Here is a 19,932-nt window from a genome sequence, read left to right on the forward strand (position 1 = left end):
CGGCGCCAACAGGAGGGCTGCAACGCCTCACCGACGGAGGTCCGAGCCGTACCAATCAACGCTAATTTGTCCCAGCTATTCGCCTCGCGCGCTATCTCGTGGCCCCGCTTGAAATCCGACAGCAGGTTCAGAGATTCTTGATCTCGATACCGTATTTCCTCAGCGCGTAACCAATCTGGCGCGGCGTCAGTCCAAGCAGGCGCGCTGCCTTTGCCTGTACCCAGCCGGATCTTTCCATGGCCGCGATGAGACGCTCGCGATCGGTCATCTTCGCGTCGCTTACGAGGCCTAGCCGAACAGGCGCTGGCAGTGCCTGCTCGCTGTCGTCATGCGGGACCCCAATGGCGGCCGAAGCAAAAGCACCAGACGATTGCATGGCCGGGTTCAGTGGCAATGGTGCGATCGGCTCCGATTTCGGCGCAGTCTCCTTCGATGCGTGCTTCCATAGCATCGCGGAAAGGCATCGGCCATGGCAGCAGTCAAAGTCGTTTCTGCCGATTGACGCTCCCGCTGCCAGGGTCGCCGTCCGCTGCACGCAATTTTCAAGCTCGCGGACATTTCCGGGAAAAGCACAGTTCATCAGCACTTCAGTCGCACTCGCATCGAAGACCATCGTACGGCCGTTCTCGCTGTTGAAATTCTTGAGAAACTCAGCGGCAAGGAGCGGAATATCACCGCGCCTTTCGCGCAATGGCGGCACCAGCAGGGGAACAACGCTGATGCGATAATAAAGGTCGGCGCGAAACTCGTTCCTTGCAACCGCGTCTTCCAGGTTCCTGTTCGTGGCGGCAATCACGCGAACGTCGACCTTAATCGTCTGGTTGCTGCCGACGCGCTCGAACTCCTGCTCCTGCAGCACGCGCAGCAGCTTTGCCTGGAACGAGGCCGAAATCTCACCGATCTCGTCCAGAAACAACGTTCCCTTGTCGGCGAGCTCAAAGCGCCCCTTGCGCGAGTTGAATGCACTGGTAAAGGCCCCCTTTTCGTGACCGAACAGTTCGGATTCCAGGACTGTCTCAGGGAGCGCTGCGCAATTGAGCTTGATGAACGGCCGCTTGGCGCGTCCCGACATCTCGTGAACGGCCTTGGCGACCAGCTCCTTGCCGGTCCCGGATTCCCCGCGCAGCAAAACGGTGCTGTTGGACCTGGCTACTAACGCGACCTTCTCAAGCAGCCCGCGCAGCGCCGGGCTGTCGCCAATGATCCCCTTGACATGAGCCCTTTTGCCCTCATGCCCAGGCTGCTTGAGTTCGCCGAATTGCTTTTGCATCCGGATTTTCTCGGCCATCAGTCGCTCGCGGTCGGACGCGAACAGGCGATGCAGCTTCACTGTCTGTCCAACCAGATTAGCGATTGTGGTAAGGAGGCGCAGGTCGTAATCGAGGAGGGAGCCTGATTTGTTGTCCAGGATGCGGTCGATGGTCAGCGTGCCCACGACGTTCGCATCGACGCGAATGGGTACGCCGATGAACGACACTTTCATGTTGTCGGACGCCCCGAGCACGTCCTTGTCGGCGGCGTTGAAAGCCGGATCCAACGCTATGTTCTCGGCGACGAGCGCCATGCCCGTCGTTATGATCTGGTCGATCGCCGCCCGTGGCAGATGCTTGCGGTAGCGCTCATCGCTGCCTTCGCTCCAGCCGGCGCCGACGGTCATGTCCGGTATGCCGGCACCATCGCAGAGCGAGATGATGCCGTGCCGCACCTGCACCAACGATGGCAGGAGGTCGACGACGTTGGCCAACGTGGCTTCCAGCCCAGAGGGAGCGGTGAGCGCTGTCGACGTTTCAAAGATGTCCGGCGCCCTCTCGTGCAACGGCACAATAGGGACCACATGATTCGTCTCGGACTTCGAATTGGACTTTTTCATTTTTGGAAGCGATATGCAGCGTGACGAGATCTGCCTGGCACTTTGCTCGCAGTTGCGAGTATCGTGTTGCATGTGATCATCATCTCGCGCCATGAAATCGATGCCCGAGGCAAGTGCGCCTACCCTCCAGCGCGTGGATGTCCTTGGCGAATCGCATTCGTCGGCGTCTTCGCTCCGCAGGCCGCTGCACAATCGACGAGTTTGCTCGCCTCGCCCTTGCACGCGGCGATTCATTGAAGCACGTAAAGGCGTTGATGAAGATAGTCGTGACGATTGATCCGTCGGCAAGACGGACGTCTGCAGCCGGCTTTTCGCGCGCAATGAAATTGCCATCGAGATGATAGCTAATGTCGATGCCAGTCAGGCCCGGGCCGCGAGCAAGTGCGGCCCTGGCAAGATGGGGCGGCGTCATGCGGTCGATCGCAAAGCGGAGCGATGCTTGACGCATGGCTTTCCTCTCTCTTCATGAAGTGCGGGTCGTCGTTCTCGGCTGACTGGCTTCCGCCGCGCAGCAATCATTCGTTGTTAAACGAGACCGGAATGAGGCAGGTGAGTCAATCAAACTCCCGCTGCTTTTCTTTCATGAATGAAAGGAAATTAGGCTCTCATGATAGTATTTTATCAGTTTTTCAGATGTTTTCCGGCAGATAGATCTCAAACGGCAGAAAAGTCTGCCCAAGCGTCTCCGAAGTGCCGACCTTGATGGCCTGGGCCATCAGCGTCATCAGTTCCTGGCAAAGCAGGCGCTGGGGCGTGGCGACCGACATCGTGATCATGCCATCTGCGAGTGCAGCCCGTGACTCCGGCGTGATCTCGTTAACGATCGCGACGAGACCCCGGCTTTCGCCTTCTTCACGGAGCGCGGAGATCGCTCCCTCCATACCTCCGCCGGCCACATAGAAGCCGGTGAGTTCGGGTTCCCGTTGCATGAGATCCAGCGTGGCCTCGTAGGTGATCTGCCGTGCCTCAAGGTTCACGAGCGGATCGAGCAGCTCGAATGCCGGTGCATTCTCACGGAAATAGGAGCGAAAGCCGACCTCCCGCAGCTCCTGCCCCTGAAAACGGTGGCTGCCGACAAAAACCGCCACCTTGCCCGGCCGTCTTGCGACCTTTGAAAGCATCCACGCTGTCGTCCGCCCGACCTTGCGGTTGTCGAGGCCGATATAACCCTCACGAACACCTTCGGCGAAATCGGAAAGCAGCGAGAAAACGGGGATGCCTTTTGCCTTGAGTTCTTGGACGGCTGCCGTGATCGCCGGATGGTCCGGCGCCACCATGGCGATCGCGTGGCAGCGCGCTCCGAATTCCTTGAGCAATGGAATAAGGTCGCATGGCATGTGCGACGGCGCGAATTCGATGAGCGAAGTGCCATGGAAGCACTTCGCCGCGTTGACCGCCGCTTCGACCTCACGCGCGAAGCCCTGGTAGAAGTGGTGAGTCGGTTTTCTCAAGATGAAGCCAAGCCGATATTGCGGCAGGTCCGGCTGCAGGCGCTGCTTGATAAGACCTGCGGCGTGATATCCGATGGCCTGTGCCGCCGCTAAGACCCGCTGCGCAGTCTCCTTCCGCACCGGATGACGGGCATTCAGAACTCGGTCAACGGTGGCAACACTAACCCCGGCTTCCCGGGCGATATCAGCAATTATGGGTCGCTTCGCCATTGTTCGAGTCTGATTAAACGACATCAAGAAGAAATCCGGCAAAGGTCGATTCAGTAAAATCTGTCATTCCTGCATTGATCCTGTTCGCTACCGAATTCTGGTCGTGGCATGGTGCGAGGTAGAAGCCGAAATGTAGAGCCTGGGCGAATTGTTCAGCCGTGCCGACGGCTCCGACCCAGCTCCGCGCCCGGTTCCACGAACCGTCGCAAACTTCGGAGGCATTAAGCGCATCATCGAGGGCTTGTGTGTCGTGACCGGTGCAAGACCTTCGCAAGGCGCAGATGATTTTGCACCCACTGCATTTCGGGATTGTTGATTTCATCGGCCCGCGAGAGTTTGTTTGGAACCCGCGGCCCGATCGTCCGGCGTTTGGGACCAGCCAGGCGGTTCAACCGGCAGCGATGCTGCCGAGTTGCTCGGCGCGGGCGTTATCAGTGGCTGGCCGGTTGATGTCTCGGCAGGCTGGTGGCCGCAGAATGCAGCTTTCAATTGCGCCTGATCCAGTTCGGCTTCCCAGCGGGCGACGACGAGCGATGCCACCGCGTTACCGACCAAATTCGTCAGTGCCCTGCATTCCGACATGAAGCGATCGACGCCAAGGATCAGCGCCATTCCAGCAACGGGAACTGCCGGCACTACGGAGAGCGTAGCGGCCAACGTGACGAAGCCGGCACCTGTGACACCTGCTGCACCCTTGGAGGAAAGCATCGCGACGAGCAGCAGCAGGACCTGATCGCCAACTGACAAATCCGTATTCGTCGCCTGCGCGATGAAAAGGGCCGCGAGGGTCATGTAGATATTGGTGCCATCCAGATTGAAGGAATATCCGGTCGGGATAACCAGGCCCACGACCGAGCGCTTGGCGCCGGCCTTTTCCATTTTCGCCATGAGAGAGGGCAGCGCAGCCTCGGAGGAGGACGTTCCGAGGACCAGCAGCAGCTCTTCCTTTATGTAGCGGATAAGAGAAAAGATCGAGAAGCCGTTGTAGCGACAGACTGCACCGAGAACCCCGAATACGAAGAGGAAGGCCGTGAGATAGAAGGTCCCGACCAGCATCGCAAGGTGGGCTACCGAACCGATGCCATATTTGCCAATCGTGAAGGCCATTGCTCCGAAAGCACCGATCGGCGCGGCTTTCATCAGGATGCCGACCAATTTGAAAACGGGTGCAGTGAGGTCCTGAAGGAAGGAAAGAACCGATTTGCCCGATTCTCCGACCATCGCCAGCGCGATGCCGAAGAGGACGGAGAAGAACAACACCTGTAGAATGTCGCCTTCCACAAAGGCGCCGACAATCGTGGTCGGGATCATGTTCATGAGGAAGCCGGTCACGGACTGCTCATGGGCCTTTGAGGCATAGCCATTGACGGCTTGGACGTCGAGCGAGGTCAGATCGATGTTGAGGCCGGCGCCAGGCTGAATGACATTGCCGACGATGAGGCCGACGATAAGCGCGAGCGTCGAGAAGGTGAAGAAATAGACCATCGCCTTGCCGGCAACACGGCCGACCTTCTGAAGATCGCTCATGCCGGCAATTCCAGTCGACACGGTCAGAAAGATAACGGGCGCGATGATCATCTTGACGAGCTTGATGAAGGCATCGCCGAGCGGCTTCAGGTTTTCTCCGATTTGCGGATAAAAATGGCCAACCGCGACTCCGAGCAGGATTGCGACAAGCACCTGCACGTAAGGCTTGGCAAAAAGGGTCTTGCGGGGTGCGCGCTTTACGCTTGGAGCCAGTGGGGTCAACATGTAAGTTTTCTCTCCCTGACCGGTTTGGGGCGGGCTGTTCCTCCCCGCGGCTTCTCCCATCGCGGCGCCCCGGTCGAACGCTGCTGCGTTGTTGACTGCAATAGCCGTGCCAAGCCAAGAGAGCGCGGAAATCGCCGGAGCCTCAGGTATCTTCAACAAATCGCGCAGCAAGATTGTGCGGTTTTCCGCACGGATCGCCTTCCCTTCTGGCGGAACCCCGCACTATGGTTCGTCAATGATCGGTTTTAAGAATACGATGGCAGAAGAAGAAGACATGGGTAATGGCGCCTTCCAGCGCGCCCCATTGGTCTTCCCTGGTAGATCCGGCGGTCGATCTCTCTGGCTTGTGGTTTTGCTTGCAATTCTTGGTGCGGCGCTCTGTTTCGTCGTCTTTGCAACGGGACGCATCGCCGGCACCAGAGCAGAGTATGCCCTACGCGACCGTGCTCTTGCCGCGTTCCCGCTTGCAGCCGACAGTTTGAAAGGAGAGATCGAGAAGCAGCGAATGATTCCGCTGGTTCTGGCACGCGACGGTGCCGTTCAGGAGATGCTTCGCAGTCCGAGCACTGCCAACGAAGCCGCGCTTGATGAGAAGCTTCGCGCCATCGCGCGCGACGCCGGCTCTTCTATACTCTACATCATTAATCCTGAGGGCGTAGCGGTCGCTGCGAGCAACGCCGGCGAGCCGACCAGTTTCGTCGGCAGCGATTACCGCTTTCGCCACTACTTCACCGAGGCGATGGCGGATGGCGCGGCTATGCAATATGCGCTCGGCACGGTTAGCGCGCGCCCTGGTCTCTATCTGTCGAGCCGGGTCGATGGGCCGGAGGGGCCGCTCGGTGTGGTTGTGGTGAAGGTGGAGCTCGACCGCGTCGAGTCGCGTTGGCTGGAGAGCGGCTTCGTGGTCTTCACGACCGATGAGCGAGGCGTGGTTCTTGCCACGAGCGTGCCCCAATGGCGTTTTGGCGCTCTCTCACCGCTTTCCGCAAAGGAGAAGCAAACCGCTCGCGATCGTCTGCAGCTACCGGGCGTGACTTTCGAGCCGGTGCCGCTTTCCCGCCGCGGCGACAACCTGGTCACCGCAACTCCTGAGAGTCGATCAGCCGGTTTCGTTGCGGTTTCGCAGGATCTCGGCAAAGCAGTTCCGGGCTGGCGCATGTCGTTGCTCATCCCCGCCGACACCGAGATCTCCTCGGCGGTCATGACAGCCCGCGTGACAACGCTGCTTGCCCTCGTTCTCGTTGGATTCGTCATTTTCATCATTGTTCGACGGCGGCGGGCGGCCCGGCAGCGGCAAGAAGTGCTTGTGTTGCTGAATGCGGAACTGGAGCATCGCGTCGAACTGCGCACGGCGGAGCTCCAAAGCTCGAACGCAGCGCTCGCCGGTGAGATCGCCGAGCGAGAGAACGCTGAAGCAAGAGTGCGTCGCCTGCGCGACGAACTCGCCCAGGCGAACCGCTTGTCAATCCTGGGACAGATAACGGCCGGGGTCGCCCACGAGATCAACCAGCCGGTCGCCGCAATCCGCACCTATGCTGAAAATGCCGCGCGTCTTCTAGGGATCGGCCGGTCGCAAGAAACCGCCGAGAATCTGACCTCGATCGTCGCCATGACCGGCAGGATCGGCACGATCACTGAAACGCTAAGGTCCTTTTCCCGCCGCGCCAGCGGATCGATAGGACCGATACTGGCGGACGACGCGATCGACGGCGCTCTGTCGCTTCTTTCAGGCCGAATTCGCGATTCCGGGGTGACGATTGAACGGAAGCGGATCGATCCGTCTCCAATTGTCATGGCAAGCCGCATGCGACTGGAGCAGATACTCGTCAACCTTCTCCAGAACGCGCTTGACGCTCTGAAGGATCAACCGGAGCCCCGCGTCGAGATAGCGCTCGCCGAAAACGGGGAAATGGTCGCTATTTCCCTTCGGGACAACGGCCCCGGCCTTGCCCCCGACATTCGCAGGAGCCTCTTCATGCCGTTCGTTACCAACAAGGAAAAGGGTCTCGGTCTTGGCCTGGTCATTTCGCAAGAGATCGCACGTGAGCTCGGCGGCTCGTTGCGGCATGATGATGCCGGCCACGGGAGAGGGACTTCCTTCACGGTCGAGCTGAGGCGAGCGGCATGAGTGCTGAATCAGGACCGGTCATTTTTATCGACGATGACGAGGATGTGCTTCGCGCAGCCACGCAGATGCTGAAGCTTGCCTCGTTCTCACCGAGCGTGTTCGGTTCGGCTGAGGCCGCACTCGCCAGAATCGACGGGAACTTCGATGGCCCTGTCGTGAGTGACATCCGTATGCCCGGGCTGAACGGACTTCAGCTCTTCGAGCGAGTGAAGGCGATCGACCCGGAAATTCCGGTTGTCCTGATCACCGGGCATGCCGACGTCGAGCTGGCCGTTGCCGCCATCAAGGATGGCGCCTACGATTTCATCTCGAAGCCATATGCGAACGACCGGCTTCTCGTGACGCTGCATCGCGCTTCGGAAAAACGGCGCCTGGTCCTGGAAAACAGACGTCTTAGGGATGCGGTTGTCCGATCTGCGGGCGATATCCCGCTGATCGGGGAGGCACCGACCATGATTCGATTGCGCGAAACTCTCCGCCAGATCGCCGATACCGATGTGGATGTCCTTGTGGAAGGCGAGACGGGCACGGGCAAGGAGGTGGTCGCGGATCTGCTTCACCGCTGGAGCAGACGACGCACGAAGCCCTTCGTTGCCCTGAATTGTGGAGCGCTGCCCGAAAGCGTCATCGATAGCGAACTTTTCGGGCACGAGGCAGGCGCCTTTACTGGCGCGCAGAGGCGCAGGACCGGTCGCATCGAGCATTCGAACGGAGGGACGCTCTTCCTCGACGAAATCGAGTCGATGCCGCCAGCACTCCAGGTGAAGCTTCTGAGGGTGCTTGAGACCCGGCAGATCACGCCGCTTGGCACGAACGAAACCCGCAGCATCGACCTTCGTGTCGTGTCGGCTACCAAGGCCGATCTCGGCGATCCGGCCGCCCGCGGAGATTTCCGGGAAGACCTTTATTTCCGGCTGAATGTGGTGACGCTCCGCATCCCGCCGCTTCGCGAAAGGCGCGAAGACATCCCGATGCTCTTTGGGCATTTCCTGGAACGCGCCTCCAAACGCTTCAGCAGGCCAGTTCCGGACATCAGCGCTGGCGTGCGCGATCGCCTCGTGAGCCACAATTGGCCCGGCAATGTCCGTGAACTCGTGCATTTCGCCGATCGCGTTGCATTGGGACTTGAAAGGCTAGGCACGCCCATTGCATCAGGTCGAAAGGAACAAGCGGTATCAAGCCTCCACTTGTCCGAGAAGGTCAGCCTTTATGAGGCGACTGTCATCCGCGATGCCTTGCAGGAATGCGGCGGCGACGTGAGGCGAACGATCGAAGTCCTGGGAGTTCCCCGCAAGACCTTCTACGACAAGCTGAAACGACATGGGATAGACACGGCCGATTATCGAAAAACCGCCATTGGCTGAAGCCTTCTTGCTTGCATGTCGCGGAAAAGAAATTTCGCCATTCTCGTCCGACTCAAAGGATGCACTATGGGCTAGGTGAAGCGAGCCTGAGGTCGCTTTCGGAGCGCTATGGCATCAACCCCAAGACGGTCGCGAAGTGGAGAAGCGGAATTCGACCGCGATCTGTCCACCGGCTCCAGGGAGTCGACAGTTCTGTCTGTCGAGGAAAACCGTTGTTGTGGCCTTCCGCCGCAACAAGGCTGCTGCCGCTCGACGATTGCCTCTACGCGTTGCAGCCGACGTCACGCATCTGACGCGCTCCCACCGCTGCCTGCAGGCAAGCATCGGCCGATTGCCAGATGTCGACGGCGACAGGCCGGCGAGAAGAGTCAAGAGAATGAACCGGACCATCAAGACGCAACCGTCAAGCGCTTCCACTACGACGATCGCGACCAACTGCGTCGGCATCTTGCCGACTTCGTCGCGGCCTACAATTTCGGCCGCAAGCTGAAGACCCTCAAGGGCCTCACGCCCTGCGAGTTCATCTGGAAGGCATGGGCTTCCCAGCCCGAGCGTTCACTTTCAATCCGCTCCAGCAAATGCCGGGACTAAACATTTAGCAAATGGCGGATGAGGTGCACGATGCAAGTTAGCACGTCGCCTGGGGAAAGGTGCGCCGATCGCCTCCCTCTTGGCCAACCAGTTCGAGCTTGCCGTCTTACCAGGCCCCCGCCAATCTCGTTGCGTTGTTGTTTAGCGTTGCAACAGATCCTTCAAAGAAATTCATGGAATCGTTGCGAGCGCAAATCGCTGTCAATGGTACGCTCATCACAACTTTCGAGATCAGTGGCGGCAGAAATCTGGTGTCGTTTTATGTTCCGCCGCCAAACAGCATTTGCGAAGAGCGCGAAATGACAAAGCCAGCAGGACGAGGGTACCAGCCATGCGCACATCGATTACACCCAAGTCGCCCGCGATACGATACTCGATATTGGCTACGACGATGCCATCGGCTTTGATGGTCGAAATTGCGCCGTCGTTCTGGCTCTCACCGGGCAGTCGCCCGACACCAGCCAGGGCGTTGATGAAGGACGATGGCAGGATCTCGAGCAAGGGCGGGATCAGGGCTCATGTTTGGATTCGCATGTTTTCGATCTCCGACCGAAAGGCATCATCAAGATGCTTGATCTCGTACGCCCGATATACCGCAACACGGCGACATACGGACACTTCGGCCGTGAAGAGCCTGAGTTCACCTGGGAGAAGACGGACAGAGCCGACGACTTGCCGCGTGGGGCAGGACCGGCAGCTGCGTGAGCGCCGCTGGATCAAGCGCATGCGGCAACCCTTTTCAACTCGCTAGGCCCGCGCCCGCCGCGGCAGGCGCTTCGACATCATGCTGACGGCTGTGTGATCGACACGGGCGGTTACCGGAAAGGCGACAAAAAAGTGCGTTACGACATCGTTATCATCGGAGGAGCCATCGTCGGCTCTTCGATCGCCTACTATCTGCGCGAGGAAGGGTTTTCCGGCTCGATCGCGCTGATCGAGCGCGATCCGCAGTTCGCGCACGCGGCAACGACGTTGTCCTGCGCCTCCATTCGCCAGCAATTCTCGATCCCGCAGAACATCCGCCTGTCGCAGTTCACCATGAAACTGTTCCGGCGGCTGAAGGAAGAATTCGGCACGGATGCCGATATCGGGTTCCGCGAGAGCGGCTATCTGATCCTCGCCGGAGAAGCCGGGCTACCGATCCTCAAGGCCAATCACGAGGCGCAGATCGCCGAGGGCGCCGACATCGTGCTCGAGGATGCCGAGCAGTTGACGCAGCGCTTCGCCTGGCTGTCGACCGAAGGCATTTCTGCCGGCGCCTATGGTCGGACCGGCGAAGGCTGGTTCGACGCGCATGCGATGCTGACGCTGTTCCGCAAGGCGCTGCGCGGCAAGAACGTGGACTTTATGACCGCCTCGGTCATCGGCATCGAGCGGCAGGGCCACCGTGTCACCGGCGTCAGGCTCGACAATGGCGAGACGATCGAAGCCGGCACCGTCCTCAATGCCGCCGGGCCGAATGCCGGCAAGGTCGCCGCTCTCGCCGGGCTGGCGCTGCCGGTCGAGCCGCGCAAGCGCAATGTCTTCGTCTTCGAGGCGCGCGAAAAATATGCCGACATGCCGCTGCTGGTCGATCCCTCCGGCATCTATGTCAGGCCGGAAGGCCCGGTCTATCTCACCGGCGGCGCCGAGCCGGAAGAGGGCGACGGCCCGGCCGATCCCCAGGATTTCGAGGTCGACTGGCCGCTGTTCGAAGAGGTGATTTGGCCGGTGCTGGCGACCCGCATTCCAGCCTTCGAGGCCATCAAGCCTACCCGCGCCTGGGCCGGGCACTACGATTACAACACGCTCGACCAGAACGCGGTGATCGGGCCGCACCCCAAGGTGAAAAATTTCCTCTTCGCCAACGGATTTTCAGGCCACGGTCTGCAGCAGGCCCCGGCGGTCGGCAAGGCGCTGGCCGAGCTTCTCGTGCATGGCGGCTACCGCACGGTCGATTGCTCCGCGTTTGGGTACATCCGTGTCGCCGAAGGGCGGGCGTTTAGGGAATTGAATGTGATCTAGCAACAACGGCGCCGCGACGGTCTCCTTTGGTGCCGGCGGGACAGAGGGGCGCGAAGGTTCGCGACAGGCGGTGCCGCGGTACAAAGGCCTTGATGTTTAGCTTGCCCTGTTCGGTTGGGATCTCCGCAATATCAATGTGGAAGAAGCCGATGCTTGCGCTGCAGACATCGGTGCAATGAAGAGCGCGTCAGATGCGGGATCGTCGGCTGCAAGGCCGTAGAGGCAATCGTCCAGCGGCAGCAGTGTGTTGCGGCGGAAGGCCACAACAACGGTCCTCTTCTACGGCAGACAGCACCTTCGATCTCGGCTCCCTGGGGCCGGTGGGCAGATCGGCGGTCGAACTCCGCTCCTCCACTTCGCGACCGTCTTGGGGTTGATGGCATAGCGCTTCGAAAGCGAGCTCAGGCTCGCTTACAGCTCGACCCATCGCCTCTTTCTTTGTGGCGCTCCCATGCAGAACCTGGCCCAGTCGAAGCTTCGTGGCCGCGGCCCGCGCTCATGGCCGGCTTACTTAGGTCGATGCTGCGTGCTGTCACCGTGAGGTTCCGCTGGGGTTAGCGGTGCGTCGAGCACAGCGAGCGGGTTCACAACCAACGCTCTGGAACCCATGTCGCTAGCCATCCATGGCGTGGATGCGTTTCATCGAAACAGACGATTTTACCGATGTTACGGCACGATGCATAGAAAGAATTCAAGAATGTAGCAGCCTTAAGGAAAGTGGTTGATGTTTGCGTTGGCTCCGAAGAGCATTTTCTGGTCTGCGCGGAAGACCAGCCCAGGCGCGCGTCCATCGCGGCCAGGCACTTCCGCGACAGACGCAAGCTACATCGCATTGGCACAGCACGACAATCTTCCCCGAATTGCGCAGGCGCTTGCCTCAAACGCAGCAGCAAAGCTGAGGCTTGTGGTGTTCTGGAGAGAGGCAATTTAGATGCTTGTTGATCGCTCAAGGAACGATCGGTTCGTTGTTTCTCGACGGCGCACGGGTCTCGGTGATTGCCTGTGGTCTCTCGCGTCGGCTTGGGACTACGCACATCGGACGGGACGAGCTTTAGCAATAGATTGGCGCGGCTCTTGTTACCTTGACAACCCGTTTGCGAATGCCTTTCCAGCTTTCTTCAAGCCAATTGAGGATATCGGTGGTGTACGGGTCATTTGCGATGACCAGATCAACCACGTCTCATTCCCTGGTCCCTTCTTCCCGTCGTGGTGGAACAAGCCATCCATCGACTGCGTGTACCGTCCGGATGAACAGATTTTCCAAGAACGTGACGAGCTTAACGATCTTTTCCAGGCCCAAGATGATTGTGAAGCCAACACGGTAGTGTGTGATGCTTGCTTGATGTGGCGCTGCGATGAAAAGGCCGAGCGAACCATATTTAGGAGCATCACACCGAGGGTCGAAATTGAGGATCGCATTGAAGCGCTCTACCAGGAACATTTTGACGGGCACAGCATAATTGGAGTCCATGTCCGCCACGGCAACGGCGAAGATATTATGGATCACGCACCTTACTGGGCTGATCCGAAGGTTGCCTTAGAGCAGGTATGCACTGCCATTCGTATGGCCAAGGCGCAACCGCATTCAAGACCTGTAAGGGTGTTCTTGTGTACAGACAGCGCCAAGGTTGTTGATCACCTGTCGGGCGTATTTCCCGAACTTTTCACCGTCCCAAAACGCTTCCAGGCGGATCAGGCCGGCCCCTTACACAGTGCAGCACTGGGCACCGACGGGGGGTTTTCCGCGCTCGTTGAGATGTATCTCCTCGGTCGATGCGACACTGTTATTCGCTTTCCTCCGACTAGCGCCTTCACCCGCTACGCCCGCCTCTTCGTGCCACGAATTGTCGAATTCGATTTGAATGACCCGCGTCGTTTGATCTTGATCGACAACACTTTCGAACGTTCCCCGGCTCCATGAAAGGCTGGCATCCCGATCGAACTCTCCCTTGCCTTCGCGCAGAGGCCCCCGTTCGCCCTGCCCAATACGCCCCTTTCTCGCCACGCAATCCCGCCGCAGGCGAGCGTTTTCATGGGCGCGTCAAAATCAAAAGGATTCAAGCTTGTCAAAGAGAAAAGTAGCTTTAATCACCGGGGTTACGGGACAAGACGGTTCCTACCTCGCAGAATTGCTTTTAGAAAAGGGCTATTCTGTGCATGGGATAAAGAGACGATCGTCTCTTTTTAATACTGGCCGTATAGACCATCTCTATCATGACCCTCATGAAAGTGGCGTTGATCTTACACTTCACCACGGGGACTTGACAGACTCGTCGAGCCTTACGCGCGTCATCCAACTGGTTCAGCCGGACGAAATTTACAATTTGGCAGCTCAGAGCCACGTTGCAGTCTCCTTTGAAGAACCAGAATACACCGCGAACTCCGATGCCTTGGGTGCGCTGCGTATCCTCGAGGCAATTCGGATCCTGGGGCTCGTCAAGCATACGCGCTACTACCAAGCCTCGACGTCTGAGCTCTACGGGCTGGTGCGGGAAACGCCACAGACCGAGACGACACCGTTCTACCCCCGGTCCCCCTACGCTGTTGCCAAATTGTATGCTCACTGGATCACCGTAAATTATCGAGAATCTTACAATTTGTATGCATGTAACGGCATTTTATTTAATCATGAGTCACCTGCGCGCGGAGAAACATTTGTAACTCGCAAAATCACGCGCGCCTTGACTCGGATTAAGCTTGGAATGCAACGCACTCTATTCCTCGGCAACCTTAATGCGCGTCGCGATTGGGGGCACGCTCGAGACTACGTCCAGATGCAGTGGTTGATGCTGCAGCAGCAGCAACCTGAAGACTTTGTGATCGCTAGCGGTGAGCAACATTCGGTGCGCGAATTCGTCACCGTCGCGGCCGCTGAACTCGGCATCGATGTTCGTTGGGTGGGGGAAGGGGTCGACGAAGAGGGGTACGATGCAAAGACGGGAGCTCTGATCGTAAAAGTAGATCCCCGCTATTTTCGTCCTGCAGAAGTCGAGACACTTCTCGGCGATGCCCGCAAGGCGAAAGAAAAACTTGGGTGGGAGCCCAAAATCTCCTTCATCGAATTGGTTAGGGAGATGGTTCGGGAAGATTTGCGCATGGCGGAGCGTGAAGCAGTGCTGATGAATCAGGGTTATTATTCACACAGTCCACGAGAGTTATGCTGACAACGGCGGCGCCATGCGGGGTTGTTGTCAGTGCTATGGTGGCCTTCTTAAGGAGCGCCCAGAGCGTTAACAATGGAAAACAAAAAGATGAAGAAAGTCTATGTGGCAGGCCATCGCGGCCTTGTTGGATCGGCCACGATGAGAGCCCTCGAGGCGTTAGGATCCTATGAGATAATAACACGTACTCACGACGAACTGGATCTATTTGACCGGAGCGAGACGCGCAGGTTCTTCATGTCGCAGCGGCCAGATTACGTCGTTATGTGCGCCGCGAAGGTTGGTGGTATACTGGCGAACGCCAGCTCCCCTGTCGATTTCCTTCATAACAACCTCGCGATTCAAGTCAGTGTTTTTGATGCCGCTTACGCTTCCGGCGTCGAACGGATGATTTTTCTTGGCTCCTCGTGTATCTATCCACGCGACTGTCCGCAGCCGATACGGGAGGAATACCTTCTCACCGGTCCGCTTGAAGCGACGAATCGTCCCTACGCTTTGGCAAAAATCGCAGGTGTCGAATCGTGCTGGTCTTTCAACCGGCAGTACAAGGCGCGCTATCTCGCGTTGATGCCGACCAATTTATATGGTCCCGGCGATAATTATCACCCCGAAAATTGTCACGTTCTGCCTGCTCTGATACGCCGCTTTCATCAAGCTAAAATGAACGGCGACTCCTCTGTGGGGGTCTGGGGATCCGGAAATCCTCGGCGAGAGTTTATGTATTCGTCGGATGTAGGCGATGCCATTGCGTTCCTGCTTGGCCTGCCAGATTCGGATTTTGACGCCTTGACAGCCCCCGACACTGCGCCCCTGATTAATGTTGGCGTTGGTGAGGACGTCACAATTCGCGAGGTGGCGGAACTCGTCAAGGCGGCGGTCTGCTGGGAGGGCAATTTGGTGTTCGACACGACGAAGCCAGACGGTACTCCGCGCAAGCTACTGGACGTAACGCGCTTGCGTAACCTTGGCTGGAAAGCCAAAACGTCCCTTGGTGCCGGGTTGCAAGCGACGTATGAGGATTTTCTTCGCCTTCATGCGGCTTGATGTGGAAGCGCGCATCCAGGTTGGACTGCATGTCCGACCGGGTGCAAGCTCGCCCAGTCCGGCCAAACAGATGAGAGGGACGCATACATCTCGAGGCGGCCGCAATAGTGGCCTGTGCTGACTTTGCAGACCGGACCTCTCTGCGACCGGCGATGCAGAGGATCACCCAGAAGCTTGCCCAAGCCAAATGGGAAGGGGAAGGCCGCATAACTGGCCGCACCTGGAACGGCTGTGCGTGAGCGCCGTCAACTCAAGCCGCCAGTTAGAACTGCTCGACCTCGCGGGAGCCGCTGCTTACGAAGCTGGCATCGACAGGAAAGCCAACCAGGCCCGCATCATGCCTCGAGGCAGGCCTTATCCAAGGCGGTGCATGCGGAAATGGCGGGCGTCGACGTATGCTTTTCAACTCGCGCTTAGCCGCAGGCGGGATCGTGTCCCCTGCGTGGTGGAGCTGGCGGCATTGGTCGCCGTGCTCTCCGGCATGGGCCGGGCTGATCGGATTGGTTCAGTCTGCGTTGTTAGCGCCGAACTCACTCGCCTCAAGGTCATGGCGCCACAAGCGCGGATTCGCGGCGCCGTGGTGCGGGCGTTACAACTCATGCAGCAGCGGGTCTCGTTGATGGCGAAGCGGGCTGCCCTGAACCAATCGCTCGCGTCTGCGGCGCGCCAAGCTGTCGCGCAACGCGATCATCCTGACGCTCTGGGATGGCAGTGGCAGGTGACCGCCTATGCGGTGAGCACGCTTGGCCTTAGCTCGATTGGCATCGACCCCAACCGGCCCTGGTCATCGCGCCGTGCCACAGCTTTTACCGCCAAGTGAAGCCGATCAGCTGCGACCGCTCGCCGCGACAACCCTGGCGCCAGACTATGCTCTGCTCGGCTGGTTCGAGCCCGTCGCCGCTGTGTTCATCCGCAGCATCGAATGCCATATCCGCTGCAGCCTCGAATGCAATAACCGTCGTAGCTTTTCAGAGTGCCTCTCGGAGTTGTTGAAAAACCCGGAAGTCAATTGCCCGTTTTACCTTTTCGGCAATGTTGAGGTGTCTGAGAATGGCTCAAACGATACCCCGTTTGGCTTCATGCAATGTCTCGCCCAGTCCGACGAGACGGGCTGCGGCCTGACCCGTCGGCATGTCAATGACCGTGATTGCGCTTGCCGCAAGGAAACGACGCTCGTTCTTGGTCAGCGTCGCTGTATCGATTGCCGCAAAATGTGGGCCATTGGAGCGCTTCATGATCTGCCGGGCATAGGTGCGCAGCATCTGATCGTTGAAGCGGCAGCCGATGAAGAAAAGACCACGACTAGCTCGCCGTTCCTTCACCAGGTCAGGGATCGGCGTCTGGATGTCGATTTCGCTCAGCACTTCAACGTAGTCGGAATCTGCGACGAGGAAGTTTGCGGCCGGCCTGGCACCGCCGTGAGGGGCGTAGAGAACCGTCTTCGCCGCTGGTGCGGATTCGAGTAATATCCCGGACAAATCGTAGGCTTTCGTCCAAATGTCACCGATCTCGTGCGCCCGTGTTACGCCCTGTATTTCGACGACGTCCGTTCGGCGGGTCTGTATTAGAGCCGCGCGCATGGCACCGTCGTACCAGCTGTCGACGATCACGGAGAGCGGCAGCGTTGCAAGCCAGGCATGCAAGATGGTCGGCACCACCGGGGCCGCGAATATTTCGGCCATCCAAACTTGAAGCGTCCGGCGGTGCCGGCGCTGTTCGATATACTGCGCTACCGACCACATGTTGGTGCGAATCTTCGAAGGGGCTGGCGCGCGCTTGTTGAGCGCTGCGGCAACGGCTTCGGGGGTATGCGGTACGGGCGGTCCCGCGGAGCGGATCTCAAGCAGACCCGGGCCGAGATAGGGAATGACCTGATCGGCCGCGAGCCCTTTCTTCAAAAGGTCAAGCTGCCTTTCGGCAAAACTGTCCCGAATGACGACGAGATGGCCCGAGGTCATTGTGTTCATGCTCGTATCCCTTTGCCGCTCTCTTTGTGTCAACCCGAAGGTCAGTCCTCGTCGGAAATCTTCCTTGCTTCCACGGTAATCGGCAAAGGCGTATCGCGCGGAAGGTCGGGCAGGACTAGCCGCCAGCCGTTCTTCAGCGTCACGGCGCCACCCCATAAGTGTTCGTTGTCGACCTTGATGATCGGCTCTTCGAGATCCTTTTTGGGAATATATGCCGACAAGCCAGCACGGGTCCTGCGGATCATTACCCTCATCGGGCCGTTCCTTCGTCAAACCCAGCACCGATTTCGGCACTGGAAGGAGTCCGGGCCGTCTCAAGGCTCATGAGTTCACGCGCACGCATGCCGACGACGGTGCCGCGATCGACCCATTCGACCGCATAGATGTAGAACTGCTGGAGAAAGGTGCCGATGTCGCGCACATAGCCCTCGTCGCCTTTGCGCACCAGATTTTCACCGATCTCCTTGCCCGGATAGGTGCCGTCATTTTTTATGTGGCGTGTGGCGCGGACCCGCTCACCCGGCATGAATCGCGGGGGTGTACGGATTTCGATGTCCTGTTCGCGTCCGAGGCTCATGGCCGTTCCTTTCTCTCGGCTGCAGCTTTCCAACAGGAGGTCGATGGTCCTGCGGAGGCGCCTCGACCGTGTCAGTAGCCGAAATGGAGGTCAGGCAGGGACGCAAGTCTTCGACACCGGACATACCGAGGCGCATTGCTGCGTTTCGAAGGTCCCCTCGCATTCGGTGCACTTTTTCGGATCGATCACGTAGGTCTCGCCCTTGAACTTAATCGCGCCCGAAGGGCATTCAAACTCACAGGCACCGCACTGGGTGCATTGGGAAGCGATGATCTTAAAGGCCATTTTCAACTCCGGTTCGGTTAGAATGAGGCGGCTCAGGCCGTCGCAGCCAGTGGCTCACTCCCAAACTCGGCGGCGTAAAGCGCGCCGATCGCGGTCTCGATGTAGTCATACCCGTAAGCCTCCGTTGCTCGGATCCCACCTTCCTTGAGACGATCCTCGGGGCAATTTCCAATTCTCGCGCACAGCACGATGTCTACGCCTTCGAGCGTAGAGATGACGCCGTCGAGGCTCTTGTCCTCGGCCCGGCCGCCGAGGCAATACTGTTCGACCTTGCGATGACCGACGAAACTGATCCCTTTCGGAGAGGCCTCATAAACCTGGAATTCCTTCGCATGGCCGAAATGCTCGTTGATGCGGCCGCCACCCTTGGTCGCCACCGCTACCAGAAGCGATTTGCCGGAGCCTGCGGTCTTGACCATCCCGAGCGCCTCGCTCTTGGCCGCCAGGCGATCGCCCCGCTCGCGCGCGACCACTGCCCGATATGTCTCGCGCTTGCTGGCGTCGTACGTGACCTTGTCGGGAAGCCGGTCGAGCGTGAATTCCTGGCCACGATCCTCGCCGAGCAGGCCGACAGCATCGGCCCGGCACTGCCGGCAGTGGCGCATCAACTTGGCGCCGCCTTCGAGACGATCCTGAAGGGCCTTCAGCTCCATTGCCTTGGGGCCGCGCTGCCCACTCAGGCCGTAATGCGTACCGTGCGCCGGGTCGGAAATCAGCGGCATGACATTGTGCAGGAACGCGCCGCGCTCCTTGACCCATTTATTCACCTCGATCAGGTGCTCATCGTTTACGCCGGGGATCATTACCGAATTGATCTTGGTGAGGATGCCGCGCGCCGTCAGCATCTCCAGCCCCGACATCTGTCGTTCGTGCAGGATCGTGGCGGCCTCAACGCCGGTATAACGGCGGTTGCCATAGAAGATCCACGGATAGATCTTGGCACCGATCCGCGGGTCGACCATGTTGATGGTGATCGTCACGTGATCGACATTCATTTCGGCAAGCTCGGCGACGCGGTCTGGCAGCGCGAGCCCGTTGGTTGAGATGCACAGCTTGATGTCGCCGATTTCCTTGGCGACCCGTTGGAATGTCGCCTTTGTGTTCTTCCAGTCGTAACAGGCATCGCCCGGTCCGGCGATGCCAAGCACGGAAAGCTGCGGCACTTCGTTGGCAACCCCGATCACCTTGCGCAGCGCCTGGTCGGGCGTCAGCCTTTCCGAAACGACCCCAGGCCGGCTTTCGTTGGCGCAGTCATATTTGCGATTGCAGTAGTTGCATTGAATATTGCAGGCTGGGGCGACCGCCACATGCATGCGCGCGAAATAGTGGTGCGCTTCCTCTGAAAAGCAGGGATGATCCTTGATCTTCTCCCAGACGGCCGAGTCCATCTCGTGCGGCTTCGCGGAGGAGCCGCAGGATGAAGATGCGCAGCCACCGGATTTCGCTCTCGCCGGCGACTGATCGAAGACTGTCGTGCCGGAAAGGCCCTGTAGCGAAATCATCGGTGCGGACATGGAGCGGCTCCGTG

At 59.0% G+C, this 19,932-nt stretch carries 17 protein-coding genes and 2 pseudogenes; 9 read left to right on the forward strand and 10 right to left on the reverse strand.

Translation table 11 applies throughout. The annotated features are described in order from the left end of the window. Nucleotides 1-127: 127 nt before the first annotated feature. The 3 genes from nifA to JG739_RS30760 form a co-directional block, all read right to left on the reverse strand. Complete coding sequence (nifA, locus tag JG739_RS30750) at nucleotides 128-1,870, reverse strand: nif-specific transcriptional activator NifA (RefSeq protein WP_202367707.1); 1,743 nt, start codon at nucleotides 1,868-1,870, stop codon at nucleotides 128-130. A 629-nt stretch (nucleotides 1,871-2,499) separates the two neighbouring features. After that, nucleotides 2,500-3,531: a LacI family DNA-binding transcriptional regulator gene (locus tag JG739_RS30755; RefSeq protein ID WP_010913552.1), complete on the reverse strand. Its 1,032-nt coding sequence runs from the start codon at nucleotides 3,529-3,531 to the stop codon at nucleotides 2,500-2,502. Between the two features lie 318 nt (nucleotides 3,532-3,849). Next, on the reverse strand, nucleotides 3,850-5,283 hold the full coding sequence (locus tag JG739_RS30760; protein WP_202367708.1) for a dicarboxylate/amino acid:cation symporter: 1,434 nt from the start codon (nucleotides 5,281-5,283) through the stop codon (nucleotides 3,850-3,852). Between the two features lie 256 nt (nucleotides 5,284-5,539). Here JG739_RS30760 and JG739_RS30765 point away from each other — a divergent pair, with 256 nt between their 5' ends. The 3 genes and pseudogenes from JG739_RS30765 to JG739_RS30775 all read left to right on the forward strand — a co-directional run. After that, on the forward strand, nucleotides 5,540-7,411 hold the full coding sequence (locus JG739_RS30765; RefSeq protein WP_244749645.1) for a sensor histidine kinase: 1,872 nt from the start codon (nucleotides 5,540-5,542) through the stop codon (nucleotides 7,409-7,411). Then, nucleotides 7,408-8,775 carry a sigma-54-dependent transcriptional regulator gene (locus JG739_RS30770; protein WP_172352494.1) on the forward strand — a complete coding sequence of 456 codons (1,368 nt, stop codon included), beginning with the start codon at nucleotides 7,408-7,410 and terminating at the stop codon, nucleotides 8,773-8,775. The genes JG739_RS30765 and JG739_RS30770 overlap by 4 nt, the downstream gene beginning before the upstream one ends. 77 nt (nucleotides 8,776-8,852) lie before the next feature. Beyond that, nucleotides 8,853-9,374, forward strand: a pseudogene (locus JG739_RS30775) (IS3 family transposase); the annotation flags it as partial. Between the two features lie 223 nt (nucleotides 9,375-9,597). On the opposite strand, the gene JG739_RS35765 reads toward JG739_RS30775, so the two are convergent. Then, nucleotides 9,598-9,867, reverse strand: coding sequence for a hypothetical protein (locus tag JG739_RS35765; RefSeq protein WP_244749646.1), 270 nt, complete (start codon nucleotides 9,865-9,867; stop codon nucleotides 9,598-9,600). A gap of 66 nt (nucleotides 9,868-9,933) precedes the next feature. Between JG739_RS35765 and JG739_RS35770 the strand changes: the two genes are divergently transcribed. Then, nucleotides 9,934-10,071 (forward strand): methionine adenosyltransferase domain-containing protein, encoded by a 138-nt coding sequence (locus tag JG739_RS35770; protein WP_446720348.1) that lies wholly within the window; start codon nucleotides 9,934-9,936, stop codon nucleotides 10,069-10,071. 132 nt (nucleotides 10,072-10,203) lie between these two features. Continuing rightward, nucleotides 10,204-11,370, forward strand: coding sequence for an NAD(P)/FAD-dependent oxidoreductase (locus tag JG739_RS30785; RefSeq protein ID WP_202364613.1), 1,167 nt, complete (start codon nucleotides 10,204-10,206; stop codon nucleotides 11,368-11,370). A 73-nt stretch (nucleotides 11,371-11,443) separates the two neighbouring features. Here JG739_RS30785 and JG739_RS30790 read toward each other — a convergent pair. Further along, nucleotides 11,444-11,839, reverse strand: a pseudogene (locus JG739_RS30790) (IS481 family transposase); the annotation flags it as partial. Between the two features lie 462 nt (nucleotides 11,840-12,301). On the opposite strand from JG739_RS30790, the gene JG739_RS30795 reads away from it, so the two are divergent. The 4 genes from JG739_RS30795 to JG739_RS30810 all read left to right on the forward strand — a co-directional run bounded on the left by JG739_RS30795 (nucleotide 12,302) and on the right by JG739_RS30810 (nucleotide 16,395). After that, a complete protein-coding gene (locus JG739_RS30795) occupies nucleotides 12,302-13,291 on the forward strand; it encodes a nodulation protein NodZ (protein WP_096453585.1) in 990 nt (329 codons plus the stop codon). Nucleotides 13,292-13,433: 142 nt separating this feature from the next. Beyond that, nucleotides 13,434-14,534 (forward strand): GDP-mannose 4,6-dehydratase, encoded by a 1,101-nt coding sequence (gmd, locus tag JG739_RS30800; RefSeq protein ID WP_010913561.1) that lies wholly within the window; start codon nucleotides 13,434-13,436, stop codon nucleotides 14,532-14,534. Nucleotides 14,535-14,606: 72 nt separating this feature from the next. Then, entirely contained in the window at nucleotides 14,607-15,575 is a 969-nt protein-coding gene (locus JG739_RS30805; protein ID WP_027033168.1) for a GDP-L-fucose synthase family protein, read from the forward strand. Nucleotides 15,576-15,810: 235 nt separating this feature from the next. Then, nucleotides 15,811-16,395 (forward strand): hypothetical protein, encoded by a 585-nt coding sequence (locus tag JG739_RS30810; RefSeq protein WP_202364614.1) that lies wholly within the window; start codon nucleotides 15,811-15,813, stop codon nucleotides 16,393-16,395. 235 nt (nucleotides 16,396-16,630) lie between these two features. Here JG739_RS30810 and JG739_RS30815 read toward each other — a convergent pair whose 3' ends face one another. The 5 genes from JG739_RS30815 to nifB all read right to left on the reverse strand — a co-directional run bounded on the left by JG739_RS30815 (nucleotide 16,631) and on the right by nifB (nucleotide 19,918). Further along, nucleotides 16,631-17,542 (reverse strand): SIR2 family NAD-dependent protein deacylase, encoded by a 912-nt coding sequence (locus tag JG739_RS30815; protein ID WP_044548978.1) that lies wholly within the window; start codon nucleotides 17,540-17,542, stop codon nucleotides 16,631-16,633. 41 nt (nucleotides 17,543-17,583) lie between these two features. Next, a complete protein-coding gene (gene nifT / locus JG739_RS30820; RefSeq protein ID WP_010913564.1) occupies nucleotides 17,584-17,796 on the reverse strand; it encodes a putative nitrogen fixation protein NifT in 213 nt (70 codons plus the stop codon). Further along, nucleotides 17,793-18,119 (reverse strand): nitrogen fixation protein NifZ, encoded by a 327-nt coding sequence (locus JG739_RS30825; RefSeq protein ID WP_096453587.1) that lies wholly within the window; start codon nucleotides 18,117-18,119, stop codon nucleotides 17,793-17,795. Before JG739_RS30825 ends, nifT begins: the two co-directional genes overlap by 4 nt. 90 nt (nucleotides 18,120-18,209) lie before the next feature. Then, the gene (locus tag JG739_RS30830; RefSeq protein WP_010913566.1) at nucleotides 18,210-18,404 is read right to left on the reverse strand and encodes a 4Fe-4S binding protein; all 195 of its coding nucleotides are present in this window, start codon (nucleotides 18,402-18,404) and stop codon (nucleotides 18,210-18,212) included. Between the two features lie 32 nt (nucleotides 18,405-18,436). Next, on the reverse strand, nucleotides 18,437-19,918 hold the full coding sequence (gene nifB / locus JG739_RS30835; RefSeq protein WP_096453589.1) for a nitrogenase cofactor biosynthesis protein NifB: 1,482 nt from the start codon (nucleotides 19,916-19,918) through the stop codon (nucleotides 18,437-18,439). Nucleotides 19,919-19,932 lie beyond the last annotated feature (14 nt).

Origin of the sequence: Mesorhizobium sp. L-2-11 (assembly GCF_016756595.1) — a bacterium.
Taxonomy (GTDB): Bacteria; Pseudomonadota; Alphaproteobacteria; order Rhizobiales; family Rhizobiaceae; genus Mesorhizobium.